General features: G+C 53.4%; 16 protein-coding genes. 12 read left to right on the top strand and 4 right to left on the bottom strand.

What is annotated here, in order from left to right; all coding sequences use genetic code 11:
- Window positions 1-45: 45 nt before the first annotated feature.
- The 8 genes from AN477_RS08210 (at window position 46) to AN477_RS08175 (ending at window position 7,971) form a co-directional block, all read left to right on the top strand.
- Window positions 46-753, top strand: coding sequence for a TetR/AcrR family transcriptional regulator (locus tag AN477_RS08210; RefSeq protein ID WP_054968685.1), 708 nt, complete (start codon window positions 46-48; stop codon window positions 751-753).
- 53 nt (window positions 754-806) lie between these two features.
- Window positions 807-1,979: an acyl-CoA dehydrogenase family protein gene (locus tag AN477_RS08205; protein ID WP_157061874.1), complete on the top strand. Its 1,173-nt coding sequence runs from the start codon at window positions 807-809 to the stop codon at window positions 1,977-1,979.
- 2 nt (window positions 1,980-1,981) lie between these two features.
- Complete coding sequence (locus tag AN477_RS08200) at window positions 1,982-2,683, top strand: PHP-associated domain-containing protein (RefSeq protein WP_054968684.1); 702 nt, start codon at window positions 1,982-1,984, stop codon at window positions 2,681-2,683.
- The gene (locus AN477_RS08195; protein ID WP_054968683.1) at window positions 2,680-4,224 is read left to right on the top strand and encodes a class I adenylate-forming enzyme family protein; all 1,545 of its coding nucleotides are present in this window, start codon (window positions 2,680-2,682) and stop codon (window positions 4,222-4,224) included. Before AN477_RS08200 ends, AN477_RS08195 begins: the two co-directional genes overlap by 4 nt.
- A gap of 98 nt (window positions 4,225-4,322) precedes the next feature.
- Window positions 4,323-5,468 carry an acetyl-CoA acetyltransferase gene (locus AN477_RS08190; protein WP_054968682.1) on the top strand — a complete coding sequence of 382 codons (1,146 nt, stop codon included), beginning with the start codon at window positions 4,323-4,325 and terminating at the stop codon, window positions 5,466-5,468.
- Entirely contained in the window at window positions 5,468-5,872 is a 405-nt protein-coding gene (locus AN477_RS08185; RefSeq protein ID WP_054968681.1) for a Zn-ribbon domain-containing OB-fold protein, read from the top strand. Before AN477_RS08190 ends, AN477_RS08185 begins: the two co-directional genes overlap by 1 nt.
- Before the next feature lie 110 nt (window positions 5,873-5,982).
- Window positions 5,983-6,543 (top strand): manganese efflux pump MntP, encoded by a 561-nt coding sequence (locus tag AN477_RS08180; RefSeq protein ID WP_054968680.1) that lies wholly within the window; start codon window positions 5,983-5,985, stop codon window positions 6,541-6,543.
- Between the two features lie 207 nt (window positions 6,544-6,750).
- Window positions 6,751-7,971: an MFS transporter gene (locus tag AN477_RS08175; RefSeq protein ID WP_054968679.1), complete on the top strand. Its 1,221-nt coding sequence runs from the start codon at window positions 6,751-6,753 to the stop codon at window positions 7,969-7,971.
- A 93-nt stretch (window positions 7,972-8,064) separates the two neighbouring features.
- On the opposite strand, the gene AN477_RS08170 is transcribed toward AN477_RS08175, so the two are convergent.
- Window positions 8,065-8,499 carry a DUF309 domain-containing protein gene (locus tag AN477_RS08170; RefSeq protein ID WP_054968678.1) on the bottom strand — a complete coding sequence of 145 codons (435 nt, stop codon included), beginning with the start codon at window positions 8,497-8,499 and terminating at the stop codon, window positions 8,065-8,067.
- Between the two features lie 200 nt (window positions 8,500-8,699).
- On the opposite strand from AN477_RS08170, the gene pcp reads away from it, so the two are divergent.
- From pcp to AN477_RS08155, 3 genes are all read left to right on the top strand, one after another.
- Window positions 8,700-9,320 (top strand): pyroglutamyl-peptidase I, encoded by a 621-nt coding sequence (gene pcp, locus AN477_RS08165; protein ID WP_054968677.1) that lies wholly within the window; start codon window positions 8,700-8,702, stop codon window positions 9,318-9,320.
- Between the two features lie 37 nt (window positions 9,321-9,357).
- Window positions 9,358-9,654, top strand: a complete 297-nt coding sequence (locus AN477_RS08160; protein ID WP_054968676.1) for a hypothetical protein — start codon at window positions 9,358-9,360, stop codon at window positions 9,652-9,654.
- 92 nt (window positions 9,655-9,746) lie between these two features.
- Entirely contained in the window at window positions 9,747-10,556 is an 810-nt protein-coding gene (locus tag AN477_RS08155) for a YheC/YheD family protein (protein WP_054968675.1), read from the top strand.
- A 37-nt stretch (window positions 10,557-10,593) separates the two neighbouring features.
- Here the strand turns inward: AN477_RS08155 and AN477_RS08150 are convergent, their stop codons facing one another.
- A complete protein-coding gene (locus AN477_RS08150) occupies window positions 10,594-11,802 on the bottom strand; it encodes a molybdopterin molybdotransferase MoeA (RefSeq protein ID WP_054968674.1) in 1,209 nt (402 codons plus the stop codon).
- Window positions 11,803-11,965: 163 nt separating this feature from the next.
- The gene (locus tag AN477_RS08145) at window positions 11,966-12,715 is read right to left on the bottom strand and encodes a hypothetical protein (RefSeq protein ID WP_054968673.1); all 750 of its coding nucleotides are present in this window, start codon (window positions 12,713-12,715) and stop codon (window positions 11,966-11,968) included.
- A 231-nt stretch (window positions 12,716-12,946) separates the two neighbouring features.
- On the opposite strand from AN477_RS08145, the gene AN477_RS08140 reads away from it, so the two are divergent.
- Window positions 12,947-13,492, top strand: a complete 546-nt coding sequence (locus tag AN477_RS08140) for a peptidylprolyl isomerase (RefSeq protein ID WP_425388139.1) — start codon at window positions 12,947-12,949, stop codon at window positions 13,490-13,492.
- 60 nt (window positions 13,493-13,552) lie between these two features.
- Here AN477_RS08140 and AN477_RS08135 read toward each other — a convergent pair whose 3' ends face one another.
- Window positions 13,553-13,885, bottom strand: a complete 333-nt coding sequence (locus AN477_RS08135) for a hypothetical protein (RefSeq protein ID WP_054968672.1) — start codon at window positions 13,883-13,885, stop codon at window positions 13,553-13,555.
- Window positions 13,886-13,951: the final 66 nt, after the last annotated feature.

Genomic DNA, 13,951 nt, shown 5'->3' with positions numbered 1-13,951 from the left:
GAACGTTCACTTCGCCTGGTGTATGAGTTGTCGGGGAGGAACACGATGAAAGATACGAGTTTCGGTAAAGGAGATGAGGTAGACACGGATGATCAGCTTTATCCCGCTCAAGCACCGGGAGATACCCTTCATCCGTTCAGCATCGTTCATTCTGTACAAAGTTCCATTAAGGACATCGACCTTCTGCTCGAAAGACGAGAGACTTTGTGTGTCGTTGCGGCTCGGTTGTTCCGGGAGTACGGCTACGATCGTACCACGATACCGGATCTGGCAAGGGCTACGGGAATGAGCGTCGGATCGATATACCGCTACGTTGGAAAAAAAGAAGACCTCTTGTATCTCATGTTGCAGTTTATTGCCGAGCAGTTGGAAGAGAGTGTATATCCTTATGCGGATGCACCTCTGGACCCGTGGCAGCAGCTCAAATCGCTGATGTCCGCCTATTATCGGTTGATAGACCGGTACAAAGATCACTTTTATGTTGCATTGCGTGACCTGCGGCCGTTTGAAGACTTTCGGACGCACTTGCGCACCCAGGAGACGAAAACGCTTACTTGTTTTGCCAAGGTCCTTTCTGAGGGCTGTGCGCGCCATGCGTTTGCGGATGTGGACATCGACCTTGTGGCAAATAACCTCGTACAGGTTGGCCACGCGTGGGTCACTCGGTCCTACCGGATGACTGCACGGACGATTAATGACTACGTCGATGGTCAGTTCGAATTCGTTTCACGCGCCTTGCAACCGGACACGTGAGTGTTCCATAGAAAAGAATCCAATTAGGTATAACGTGACAGGAGGAATGATTGGTGGATTTCACACTCAACGAAGAACAAAAAATGGTGCAACGTACGATTCGTGATTTTGTCCGCAAAGAACTGATGCCTTATGAGCAGCAGGTGCTGAAAAACGAGCGCGAAGGTCGTCCAGGAATGAGCCGGGAAGAAATCCGCGCATTGCAAGACAAGGCCAAGGCACTCGGGTTTTGGGGTATCAACACGCCGGAAGAATATGGCGGGGCCGATCTCGGTCCAATGATGACCGCCATCATTCAGATGGAACTCGGCCGGACATTTGTCCCGTTTGGTTTCGGCGGGTCTGCAGACAATATTCTCTACTACTGCAATGAAGAGCAAAAAGAGCGCTACCTTTTGCCAGTTATTAACGGTGAACGAAGGTCTTGTTTCGCCCTGACCGAGCCGGGAGCTGGCTCCGATGCAGCGAATATCCGCATGTCTGCGGTCAAAGACGGTGACCACTGGGTACTGAACGGCGAGAAAGTCTTTATTACGAACGGGAATGAAGCGGACTTTGCGATGGTCTTCGCTGTGACAGACAAGGAAAAAGGTGCCCGCGGCGGTGTAACCTGCTTCCTCGTGGACCGGGAGATGGGCTGGCGCTCTGAGTACATTCACACCCTGGGCGAATGGGGCCCTGCGTCCCTCGTGTTTGAGAATGTCCGTGTACCGGAAGAAAACATCCTTGGTGAACTCGGCGGAGGTTTCAACCTTGGCATGCAGTGGATTGGCCAAGGACGCTGGATGATTCCAGCGCGCGGCCTCGGAGCGGCAGAACGCTTGCTTCAGATGGCGATTGATCACGCGAAGTCCCGTGTTACGTTCGGTAAGCCGATTGCGGACCGTCAGGCGATTCAGTGGATGATTGCAGATTCCGCCGTTGAAATTGAGGCGACCCGTTGGCTGGTGCTCAAAGCGGCCTGGATGTCAGAGCAGAAGCTCGATAATCGGCATGATGCATCGATTGCGAAACTGTACGGCGCTAACATGGCAAACCGCGTGGTTGACCGCGTCCTGCAGATTCACGGCGGCATGGGGTACACGAAGGAACTCCCGATTGAGCGCTGGTATCGTGAAATGCGCGTTTGGCGGATCTTTGAAGGCACGGATGAGATTCAGCGCTTCATCATCGCACGAAACCTGCTCCGTGGACACGTCAAAGTTGGGGAGTCAATGGAGCAGTAACCGTGGAACGTCTCACAGGGGTAACCCCAGGCCGGACGATGTGGATGGAGACACATTTGCACACTCGAAACGGGTCGCACGATGGTTCCATCACGTTGCCTGAACTCATCACATTTAGTGAGAGTCATCCGGGGTGGGGGGTTTGCCTGACCGATCACGATTATGTCTGGCCGCGCCGGTCCGTCGAAGAACTGGCGCGCCAGGTGTCCGGTCTCGTCGTCAGTGGCGTGGAGGTGACGACTGAGCTCGGACACGTGCTCGCGTACGGGCTCGACGAGTATGTGCCAGGGATTCACCGGATCGACAAGCTGCGTCGAGAAGTGGAACAAGTAGGCGGCGTAATGGTCCTGGCCCACCCTTTTCGCAGTGAACTGTCCCCGTACTATCAGTACGGCCACCGGCCACCGGGGTTGCCAGCGATTGAAGAGGTGGCGCGCCGACCTGTGTTTGACTATGTGGATGCACTGGAAGCGTGTAATGGGACGGGTACGGCAGCGGAAGAAGAGGCTGTGCGGACAGTCGCTGCACTGCGAGGGTTGCCGGTGACCGGGGGGAGCGACGCTCACGGAGCCGGCGCCTTGGGACGGTGCGCGACACAGTTTTCTACGGGGGTATCGACAGAAAGAGAATTCATAGAAGCGGTCTTATCAGGTGGAACTTTGGCGTTCGACTTGAGAGGTGGAAAAGGGGTGAACACGGTATGAATTTGAAGACATTGCTCGAGATAAATATTGAACAGTTCGGAGAATACCCGTTTCTGTACTTTGGTGACAAAACCTATACCAATGTTGACACGCGAAATCTCGCAAATCAAATGGCCGCGACACTCGCTGGGCTAGGTGTACACCCTGGAGACCGTGTGATGGTCTGCATGCCGAATCTCCCTGAGGTTGTCATTGGTTACCAGGCGGTTATCCGTGCGAAGGCTATCATTGTTCCCGTGATGTATCTCCTGCACCAGCAAGAGATTGCATTCATTATGGAAGACTCAGAGACGAAGGTGGTCCTGACTTCCGAAGCGATGCTGGATAAAGTCACTGCGGCAGCGGCCGCCGCGACACGTCCGCCGCGCGTGATTGTTGTTGACGGGCCATCGCGCGACGGTGCTCAGGGGTTGTACGATTTGATGGGGCAGGCAAAGAGCGAACAGGATCCAGGCGACGGTGACCGTGACGATGCTCCGAAGGACGACGATATTGCCGTCATTCTCTATACGTCTGGAACAACAGGGAAACCAAAGGGCGTCTGCTTAACACACAAGAACCTGTACTCGAATGCGGATAGTTCTGCACGCAACGGGGAGCGCGAACGCGGGACCACGATTGGTGTTCTGCCACTGGCACATGTGTATGGCTTGACCGTCGCAAATATCTGCTACCTGACGGGCAGCTCGATTGTGGTGTTTTCCAAGTTTGACACCGTATCCGTATTTGAAGCGATTGAGCGGTACAAGGTACGCGGTTTTTCCGGTGTACCTGCGATGGTCCACGCGATGGTCATGGATCCCCGTTCAGAACACTATGACCTCTCGAGCCTCGAGTTTGTCGGATCCGGTTCAGCACCCCTGCCGCTTGCCCTCTCGCAAGCTTTCAAGAACAAGTTCGGTGCGGAGGTATACGAAGGGTATGGTCTTTCAGAGGCAGCACCTGTTGTTACGGCGCATCGGCGGGATATTCCACATAAGCAGGGATCCGTTGGGGTGCCAATACCTGGGGTTGAAATCCGGATCGTCGATGACAGCGGCAATGAACTCCCACCCGGTGAAGTGGGGGAACTGATTGTCAAAGGGGACAACGTAACGCCAGGTTATTACAAAAACGAGGCGGCGTCTCGAGCGGCGCTTCGGGATGGCTGGCTGTACACGGGTGACCTCGGAAAGATCGATGAAGATGGCTATCTCTTTATCGTGGATCGCAAGAAAGACCTCATCATTCGCGGCGGGTTCAATATTTATCCAAGGGATTTGGAGGAACTGTTGCTCCGTCATGCAGCCGTGTCTGAAGCAGCGGTGATTGGTGTTCCATCGGAACGGATGGGGGAAGAGGTTGTCGCGTATGTGGTGCCAAAACCAGGGACTGAACCAACGGAAGACGAGTTACTCGTGTACTGTCAGGAGCACCTGGCGAAATACAAGACGCCGCGTCGCGTGCTAGTCGTGGAGGGACTGCCGAGAAACGGGGTTGGAAAGATCCTTAAAACAAAACTGAAGGAACTCGCTCGGGAGACTGCGCTGAACATCTCGTGATGTTAGGCGGGAGCGGGAGACAGGGAAACGTCTGCACAGACCAGAAACATGGCCAAACAAGCTGAGTCAAGTTTGAAATGCATGAGAGGGGGAGGCAGATGTCGTCAGAACGCATAGCGGCGATTGTGGGAGTGGCAGAGTCAGACCTTGGCGAGACGCCTGGAAAGACAGTCCTGCAGCTGCAGGCGCAGGCAGCAAAAGCCGCGCTTGAGGATGCCGGATTTGAAAAAGGCGATGTGGATGCACTGTTCACGGCCGGGAATTGGGCTTGGTCACCAAACCTCATGTTGGCAGAGTACCTCGGGATTCAACCAAAATTTACGGATGGAACAAACATCGGGGGTTCTTCATTTGAAGCACACCTCGGCCACGCCGTGGCTGGCATTCGTGCGGGACTCTTCGATGTGGCACTGATAACGTACGGCAGCACGCAAAGAACGGATCGGCTTCGTCAACGGTTGTCACCGTATGTGACTCTGAGTGAGCAATACGAACGCTCCTTTGGTTTACCAACGCCGGTTGGAGCCTACGCACTGGCCGCGATGCGGCATATGCACCAGTATGGGACAACTTCCGAGCAGTTGGCGGAGATCGCGGTTGCGACGCGGAAATGGGCGACGATGAACGAGAAGGCCATGATGCGTGAACCGATAGAGATTGCCGACGTCCTCTCTTCCAGGTGGATCGCAGAACCTCTGCACCTGCTCGATTGTTGCCTGGTCACGGACGGAGGAGGTGCCGTGGTTGTGGCGTCCAAAGCAGCAGCCGCACGGGCAAAGAAAGCCCCAGTGTGGGTGCTCGGACACGGTGAGACGCACACACACAACACCATCTCTAACATGCCGGATCTGACGGTCACCGGTGCACGGGAATCCGGGAAAAGGGCGTTTGAGATGGCCGGTGTGACGCACAGCGAGATCGACGTGGCCGAGATTTACGACTCCTTTACCATTACCGTGCTGCTGACCCTTGAAGCACTCGGATTCTGTAAACCGGGTGAGGGCGGGGCGTTTGTCAGCGGGCAGCGGACGGCGCCGGGGGGAGATTTCCCGATGAATACAAACGGCGGCGGGTTGTCCTATTGTCATCCGGGCATGTACGGCATCTTTCTGTTGATTGAAGCTACGCGGCAGTTGCGTGGTGAGTGCGGTCCCCGGCAGGTTGAGCATGCTCGGTTGGCCCTTGTCAACGGTACAGGCGGCGTTTTGTCGTCGACGTCAACAGCCATTCTGGGAAGGGACTGATGAAGGTGGATCCGACGTTTCCAAGACCGGTCTTCGACGGAGATTCAACCCCGTTCTGGGAAGGACTAAAGCAGCACGAGTTATTGATCCAGCAGTGCAAGGACTGCGAACAGTACATTTTCTATCCGCGATCCATCTGCCCGCATTGCTTCTCTGAGTCTGTCTCGTTTGTTCCTGCACAGGGCAGTGGGGTGATTTACAGCTACACTGTGGTGCACCGGGCATTTGGACCGTTTGCCAAGGAAACGCCATTTGTAATTGGACTGATTGACCTCCGAGAGGGGGTACGAATGATGGCTCGCATTCAGGGGCCGCGAGAGGCAGTCGCAATTGGCAAGGCGGTCAGAGTTGCTTATCACGATGTCGATGACGAGTTGACGTTGCCAGCGTTCGAACTGGTGTAAGTTCCGCTCGCGGCGTGTCTGACCGCGTATCTGCCCCCTACCCCTAGGGGGCAGACTTTTTGCTATACTGGGACGAGCATAGACGAGAATAACCTGGGGGACAGGCACGGATGCTCGCAATCAAAATGATAGCTTTGGTTTTATCGCTTGGTATGGACACGCTGATGATGGCTGTTTCACTCGGGTTTGTGAAAACGGCCGGAAAGGTGAAGATTGCCTTTACGTTTGCGGTCGCAGAAGCGGTGATGCCGCTTGTTGGCCTGTTGATTGGGCAGGGAGCAGGCCGTTTGATAGGAGACTTTGCATCCCTCGTGGGCGGTCTAGCGCTTGTGGCTGTTGCGGTATGGCTCATCTTCTTTGAAGACGAGGATGAGGAAGAAGAACGTTTGGAGAGGGGACTGACTGGTTTTACCCTGGTTTTGACGGCCCTTAGCATCAGCCTCGATGAATTGGCGGTAGGTTTCTCAATCGGGCTGATTGGGGTTCCGGTTGCTCTGACCATCGTCCTGATTGCCGTTCAGGCCTTTTTGTTTACCATCGTTGGCTTAACCTTTGGCCACAAACTGAAACCGTATTTGGGCGAGTGGGCAGAAAGACTGGCTGGGAGCGTCCTCGGCCTATTGGGACTCTGGATTCTATTTGATGCCGTGTCGCACCTTTTACACCGCTGAATCGTTTCTTTGTTCACTGAGACTGTCAGATTTCGCAGGAATTTGCCGACAGAGCAAGCAAATGGAACTTAATCGTCGCTCTTGTCCGGTCAGTTGGTTTCTTCACGAAATCTGACCTTTCACCGACATTTCTTCGTGCCTCGAAAGAGCGTAGAATCGGTGCGAGTGGAGTGGTTCAAAGGGACATCGGGGGTGAGACAAAAGTATATGGAACAATGGCAAAAAAACCTCTGGATTTTATGGTTTGGCGCCCTCGTAACGTCCTTGAGTTTCTCGATGGTGGTGCCTTTTCTGCCGTTGTTCTTACCGCAGATTGGCGTGCATGGTCATCTCGAGTTTTGGTCCGGGTCTCTGTACAGCGTTACTTTCCTCGCTGGCGCGTTGGTATCTCCCTACTGGGGCTCACTGGCAGACAAGTACGGTCGTAAACCGATGATTTTACGCGCCGGATTTGCGCTTTGTGTGGTCTACATACTGACATCGTTTGTTCAGTCTCCGTGGGAGTTACTTGGACTTCGCGCACTTCAGGGCTTACTCGCAGGTTACATCCCGGGCGCAATCGCGCTCGTCGGAACGAATACCCCGGAAAAGCGTGTTGGTTATGCGCTGTCACTGATGTCGACTGCAACTGCAGCGGGTGGAATTCTTGGTCCTTTAGTCGGGGGACTCGTTTCTCGCGTGGTGGGTTATCGGATGTCGTTTGCCAGTGCCGGTTTCCTTGTCTTCCTATCATCTCTACTTGTTTTGTTTTGGGTCAAAGAATACACGTTCGTACCGTCCAAGACGAGATCAAGTGTCATCCAGACGATGAAGGACGCTTCGCACAACCGTACGCTGCGTCTAGCACTCTTAGTCACGACCATGACATCATTTTCAATTATGACCATCGAACCGGTATTGCCGCTGTACATCAGCGGTTTGACAGAGGGAAGCAAGAATACGTCGTTGATTGCAGGGTTTGTCTTCTCACTCTCTGGTATCGCAAGTGTTCTGTTTGCCCCGCGATGGGGCCGTATGGCGGATAAAACAGGTTTTCGCAAGGTTCTCTTGATCGGACTCATTGGCGGCGGGGTTGGAAACCTGCTTCAGATTCCGTTTCATCAAATCGTTGCGTTTTCTATCGTCCGGTTCATCTACGGTGTGTTTTTCTGTGCGGTATTCCCTGCACTCAACGGATTTGTTGTCCAAAGTACCGACCCAAGTTTTCGAGGGCGAGCCTTCGGACTCAATCAAACGGCCAACCAGGTCGGAAATATGTTGGGCCCGCTGATCGGTGGTGCGATAGGCGGTGTGTATGGAACTCATTCCGTATTTGTCATCACTGGGGTCTTGTTGTTGCTGACGTTAACCGTTGGGTGGCGTGGTTTTCGGAATATGGCCATAGCGTCAGGCCCGGCTGCTGCTCCCGAGCAAGCAAAGGGTACGTGAAATCGAAGCCTGCTTGGCGACTGGTGCAACATGACTGGTGCAACTTGGAAAAGGTTCAGCGGCGGCCCGGTTAGAGGGGCCGTCGCCTTTTATTTAGTCAGATTCCTCGTGTGCGTGAGACGGAATCGTCCAATCGGCAACAACTTGTTTTAGTTCTTCATTGTTGATTTGAATTTGCACCGTTGGCAATTGCAAGGATTGTACCTGTTCCCTCGTCAGGGATTCCCGCCGCCAGGCCACCGGGACGTGCTGCCACACATCATCGATGTCTTGAACCAGTCGATGAATGTCAGTGCCTTCGTACTCATCGGTCTCCTTGAGGTATTCGCGGGCACGATTCCACATCCGCCACCCTCCTCGTGCGTTACCCCCTTCGAGGTGGTACAAACATACGGCTGCCTGAATCAGACCTTTTAAGAGTGTCGGTCGTCCGCTATCGAGCCACAGAGACTCGCCGTATTCGTGACATTCAAAGTAGTCCCTGAGTTCGTTAAAACAATATAGGTAGGAGATAAATCGGTCATCCAAGCTGTTTGCCTCCCTCCGCTCGATCCGATGGATTTTTATGCATCCGGGTGCTGCGTCTCTTCGGTTGGTTTTCTAAACTTGCTTGATAGAGAAGTCGTCAGCAGATGCTGGTTTGATGTTATCATCAAATATGAAGTTTTGCCGAAAGAACAGAAAAGTCAATCGAACGACGAATGATTCTGGTGAGGGAGTCGAGACAGATGACCAAAGTTTTGGTGACGGGATTTGATCCGTTTGACAATGAGCCAGTGAACGCGGCTTGGGAAGTCGTTCGGGAACTGGATGGGGTACAAACTAACGCAGCAGAGATCGTGGTACGACAGATCCCAACGGTCTTTGGAGACTCTATCTCAAGGCTGTACCAAGCCATGGATGACGTCCAACCGGATGTCATCGTGTGCGTTGGGCAGGCAGGCGGTCGCAGTGCAGTGTCGGTGGAACGGATCGGCGTCAACATGAGCGATGCCCGTATTCCGGACAACAACGGCGTGTCACTCGTAGAAGCACCGATTGACACAGATGGGGCAGATGGATACTTCAGCTCTCTTCCGGTAAGATCCATCGTGGAAGCAATTCGGGGTGCTGGGATTCCTGCCGAAGAATCGTGGAGTGCAGGTACCTATGTGTGCAACCATCTTCTTTACGGTTTGATGCGACGCTTGAAGCAGTCTCCGTGGGCCGAGCGAGGTGTCACTGGCGGCTTCATCCATATTCCGTTTTTACCGGAACAAGCGGCGCGCAACAAGAATGCTCCGAGTTTGTCGGCTGAACTTGTGCGTAAAGCAGTCCTGATTGCTGTGGACACGGCCTGCCTGAAATAACTCAGCCTGTTAAAAAACAAAGAGAGGTGAAGGGTTTGTGGGGCAGTGGACTTGGTTGTTTGCCAAATATCCGCTTGCGGATATTGAGTTGGTAAGTAACCCGATTGATTCTAAAACAGCGAACGTACTCGTTCGTACATGTCGTGTTTACGAAGATGAGACTGGGACAAAAGTCGAAGTCCGGGTTGCACCGCACAACACAGCACCTTTTCGCGGCGGTCCATGGTTTCATACCTTTGACGAACAAGCACTATTCAATCCAGGAACGGAACTTGCTTTGTTCCGTGAGTCTCTGGCATCGGAACTTGACCGCTGTCAACAGATGAACGACTGATTGGACAGACAGATGGGCAACTGATACCCCTCATCCGTCGGCCCCCCCTGATATGTCCCTGAATATGATGGGGCGTAGACAGGGGGGATTGTATGCAAAGGCGAAAACCAGGGCACGGACAACTCGGGCAACGGCGAAAACCGGAACTCGGAAAGTACCTGCTGTGGTGGCATTTTTCAAAAAACAAGTCTATCCGTCCGTACCTGCCTGCAACCGCCCGAATGACCAAGCAGGTTTTTCTAAGGTATCTGAGCAACTACGGTATGGTCTACGTGAAACCGTCTGGCGGCAGTCGTGGTGTCGGAGTCATGAAGGTGTGGTCGAGCGGGACACAAGTCTTTGTCAAGAAGACGGTTTTGCCAACGCGGTCCTTTAAAAACGCAGAGGCTGCGTGGGATTTTATCAATCAGCAGCGAAACGGCAAACCATACATTGTTCAACAAGGGATTCGACTGGCCAAAGTAGGCGGGAGACCGTTCGATATTCGAGTGATGGTACAGCGTGAAGCACCCGGAAGTGCTTGGAAGTACTCTGGAATGTTGGCAAAGATCGCGGGCAAGTCAAGTGTTGTGACCAACGTGGCATTAAGTAATGGCAGTGTGCTTGAAGTGTCCGAAGCCATGAAAAGAGCCTATGGCTGGGACAAGAGCACGATTGAACGACGCATTTCGGAATTGAAGCGGGTTTCACTTCAGGCAGCCAATCACTTTGACACGTATCAAAAATACCGTGAGCTTGGATTTGATATGGCCCTTGATACGAAGGGGAAGTTGTGGCTGATCGAAGAAAACACAGGGCCGAGCCATCCTCTGTTCAAACGGTTGAAATCCAACCTGAAGATGTGGCGTTTAATTCAGTATCGTTACGGATTGTATTCTCGAGCGCTCTCTGGGCGTAAATAAAATAGGCTGCGGAATGAGTCTTCCGCAGCCATCTGTTTTACAGTTCGCGGATAATGCGTATCGGCACCACCGTTCCCGCTTTCAGTTCCGATTCATTGACTCGAATGTACGCGCCGGTCTGAAGGAGGCTTGAGATCACGCCTGAGGACTGTGACATCTGAGAATCTACATACAGGCTGCCATTCTCAACCGACAGTCTCGCTCGCTGAACGCGCGTGTGTTTAATCGGTTTCAAAGACAGGTCGTGCGTCAGGACAGCGGAATGGGGGAATGGGCTGTCATCTTGTCCCATGGCCCTCCGGATAGCAGGCCGGACCAATACGGAAAACTGAGCAAAGCACGCGGCAGGGTTCCCGGATAATCCAAAGAACGCAGTTTGACCTGAGGTTGCAAAAAGCAAGGGAGATCCGGGACGCATCAGCACCTTGCGAATATGTATCGTGCTTCCGCTGGCTTCGATAGCTGAAGGCGTGTAGTCAAAGTCACCAACGGATACCCCGCCTGTGAGGATGACCAGATCGCTGGACTGGCGTGCGGTTTCAACAGCCTCTTGCAACAACATCGGATCGTCCGGGATATACGCCACACGTTCAACTAAAACCCCGTCTTTTTCGAGTGCTCCGCGAAGCAGAATATCGTTCGTTCCGTATATCTGCCCACCATGAAGCTCCTGTTCGGTGTCTTGAACAAGTTCCGATCCGGTAATCAGCAAGGTTGCCACAGGCGTTTTGCGGACTTCGATGCTGGTGACACCAAAAGTCTGTAACACGGCAAGCTCCAGTTCTGTCAGACGGGTTCCGCTCGAAAGCAGCTTCGTCTGACGAGGGCCGTCTTCCCCTTGGTGTTGAATTGATTCCCCTCGAACAATCACCTTGAGGACTTGAATCGTTGATTCATCTATCACATCGCACCACTCATCGCGCACGACCGCAGCGGTTCCATCAGGAATCGGGGCTCCGGTCATCACGCGGACTGCGTGTCCAGGCGTCACGGTCACGGTTGGTGTTGCGCCTGCGGCAACGGTATTCAAGACCTTCAGCATTTCACCGCGATGCAGATTATCGGCATGGATGGCATAACCGTCCATCATCGATCTCGAGAAGGGCGGCACATTAACCCGGGAGGCTGCGTCTTGCGCCAAGACTCGTCCGAGTGCTTGTGAGACCGGGAGCCGTTCGGTCCCAAAGGAAGGCATATGGCGTAGGATTTCATAAAATGCGTCGTCGAACAGTATCGGTGATTCCATCCTGTAACCCCCCGGCTCCATTGTAAAGCTTCATGGCAATGGTAGCCAGTCTCCTCGAAATCGGCAGCCGATTTTCGGCAGCGGCCCCGGTTCGACGTCACCCTGAATCACTGCCGCATACTCCAAACCGCGCACACACTACCTGTGCGGGCCTTCTAACAGACTACCTGTGTGGGCCTTCTATCGGTTGGCGGTCAAAGTAGCCCATACGCTGGAACAATGGGCCAGATTTCCGAGAGAATCCAAGAGTGCGCCAAATGACAGCATGCACATCGTCCACGTGAGACATCACCCAGCCTCGCATCCCAAGTTTGAGACTCACATCGATACCTGCTTCAACAAGGAGACCGGATGCCTTTAAAAACCCTGCAGGGTATCCAAGCAGGTTCGGATGAATCGCAAGGCCTTGGATATAAACTCCGCCAAGGGTTGGTCTCGCTGAAGCGGTCATCACTCCGAGAACGTCTTGCGGCTTGCGAAAGATGGATGTCCCACTAGCGTACAATACCGCAACATCAAAATCTGGCTGCAGGTGTCGTTCCGCTGACCACACATCTTCAATGATGGCTGCGAGTCCCTCTGTACCGAAATGAAGGGCAGTTGGGCTCGTCATTTGAAGTTCAGCGACGCTGGCCCCATCGGTGTACTGCTGTGGCACCGTACCGGGGCTTACGACTTCAGTCAGCAAGACTTCGGCTTGTAACCACTTGCGCAGAACGGCCGCAAGAAACCTTCTGCGGTCAGCCAGTAACCACCGTGGAGTTGCGCCAGAGAGCCGAGACACTTTCTCGGGGGACAACGAATAGCCCGTGTCCGTCTGCCCGGTAAAGTCTCTTTCGACCGCGTCATTCGCGGGGACAGAGCCTGCCCGTACCTTTTTCAGGTCCTTGATCTGAAATCCTTGCGCGTCCAATCACATCACTCCGTCTTTCAAGTCAATGGTGTCTATTTCCATCATCGACCAATGGGAGGGTATCCATTCCTGCTCCGTGTGTTCGGGGGTTATCGCGCTGTTGTGATTGGACATACAGGGAACGGATCGCTCAAAAACTGGCAATCCCCATGTGGTTTGTGATACCATGAAGCGAAAAAGTATGTGGACAAGCCGCCTTATAAATCATTGGCAAACGGGAGGAAGAGATTAGTGGCAAATCAACAATACAGTGCACCGCCGGAAATGACCTTACAGCCGAACAAGAAATACGAGGCTGTTATTGATACGACAAACGGTCCATTCACCGTGGAACTGCTTGCAAAAGAAGCACCGAAGACAGTCAACAACTTCGTTGTGCTTGCCCGCGACGGGTATTTTGACGGTATCGTTTTCCACCGCATTATCGAGTCTTTCATGATTCAAACCGGCGACCCGACGGGAACCGGCATGGGCGGACCCGGCTATCGTTTTGCAGACGAATTGCCGCCGGCGTTGTCATATGAACCAGGTGTCGTCGCCATGGCCAATGCGGGACCGAACACAAATGGTTCACAGTTCTTCATATGCACGGGAGAGCAGTCCACGTTCCTGAATAATTCACCCAACTATACGGTGTTTGGCAAGGTGACGAGCGGCATGGATACAGTCAAGAAGATCGCTGCAACGCCTGTCGGGCGGTCTCCCATGGGGGAGCAAAGCAAGCCGCTTACAGAAGTGAAAATGAACAAAGTGGAGATTGTCGAATCAGAGGCGTAAGGTAGGTAGGTTGTGACGCCAGCAGGAGATGTCGTCTGCTGGCGTCAGTGTGCAGATGCATCAGATGGATTCTTCATCCAGAGTCTCATGCGTGAGATGCGGGTCTACCCGCTGCCACGTGTTTAGTTCTGCAATTCGACTGGCCATGTCGGAAATTTCATCAAAACATGAGATGATCTGTTCCCAGTCCTCGGTTTGACTGATGGACTCAAGATGCACCTGAATCGTTTGTTCCAATTCTTGAATCCTATCCGGGATTCTCGCACGAATCGCTTCCCATACGGCAATTACAGACTCTTGGTCTGTCGGGGCCATTTCCTCAAACGGATGTGGAAACGCTGGCAGTGGAATGCTTAATCGATCATTGTGACGGAAGTACGGATGTTGGGTCACACTGATTCACCTCTCCATTGGTATAGTATCACGCCAAGGCCATCTTGGGACTTCGATTTAACGGGG

This window comes from Paenalicyclobacillus ferrooxydans, assembly GCF_001399675.1.
In the GTDB taxonomy this organism is placed as follows: Bacteria; Bacillota; Bacilli; order Alicyclobacillales; family Alicyclobacillaceae; genus Alicyclobacillus_B; species Alicyclobacillus_B ferrooxydans.
This window is presented reverse-complemented; position numbering and strand designations above follow the sequence as displayed.

Coding starts and splice junctions, on each gene's coding strand:
- AN477_RS08210 (WP_054968685.1), top strand. CDS start 46: ATGAAAGATACGAGTTTCGGTAAAGGAGATGAGGTAGACACGGATGAT.
- AN477_RS08195 (WP_054968683.1), top strand. CDS start 2,680: ATGAATTTGAAGACATTGCTCGAGATAAATATTGAACAGTTCGGAGAA.
- AN477_RS08190 (WP_054968682.1), top strand. CDS start 4,323: ATGTCGTCAGAACGCATAGCGGCGATTGTGGGAGTGGCAGAGTCAGAC.
- AN477_RS08185 (WP_054968681.1), top strand. CDS start 5,468: ATGAAGGTGGATCCGACGTTTCCAAGACCGGTCTTCGACGGAGATTCA.
- AN477_RS08180 (WP_054968680.1), top strand. CDS start 5,983: ATGCTCGCAATCAAAATGATAGCTTTGGTTTTATCGCTTGGTATGGAC.
- AN477_RS08175 (WP_054968679.1), top strand. CDS start 6,751: ATGGAACAATGGCAAAAAAACCTCTGGATTTTATGGTTTGGCGCCCTC.
- pcp (WP_054968677.1), top strand. CDS start 8,700: ATGACCAAAGTTTTGGTGACGGGATTTGATCCGTTTGACAATGAGCCA.
- AN477_RS08155 (WP_054968675.1), top strand. CDS start 9,747: ATGCAAAGGCGAAAACCAGGGCACGGACAACTCGGGCAACGGCGAAAA.
- AN477_RS08150 (WP_054968674.1), bottom strand. CDS start 11,802: ATGGAATCACCGATACTGTTCGACGACGCATTTTATGAAATCCTACGC.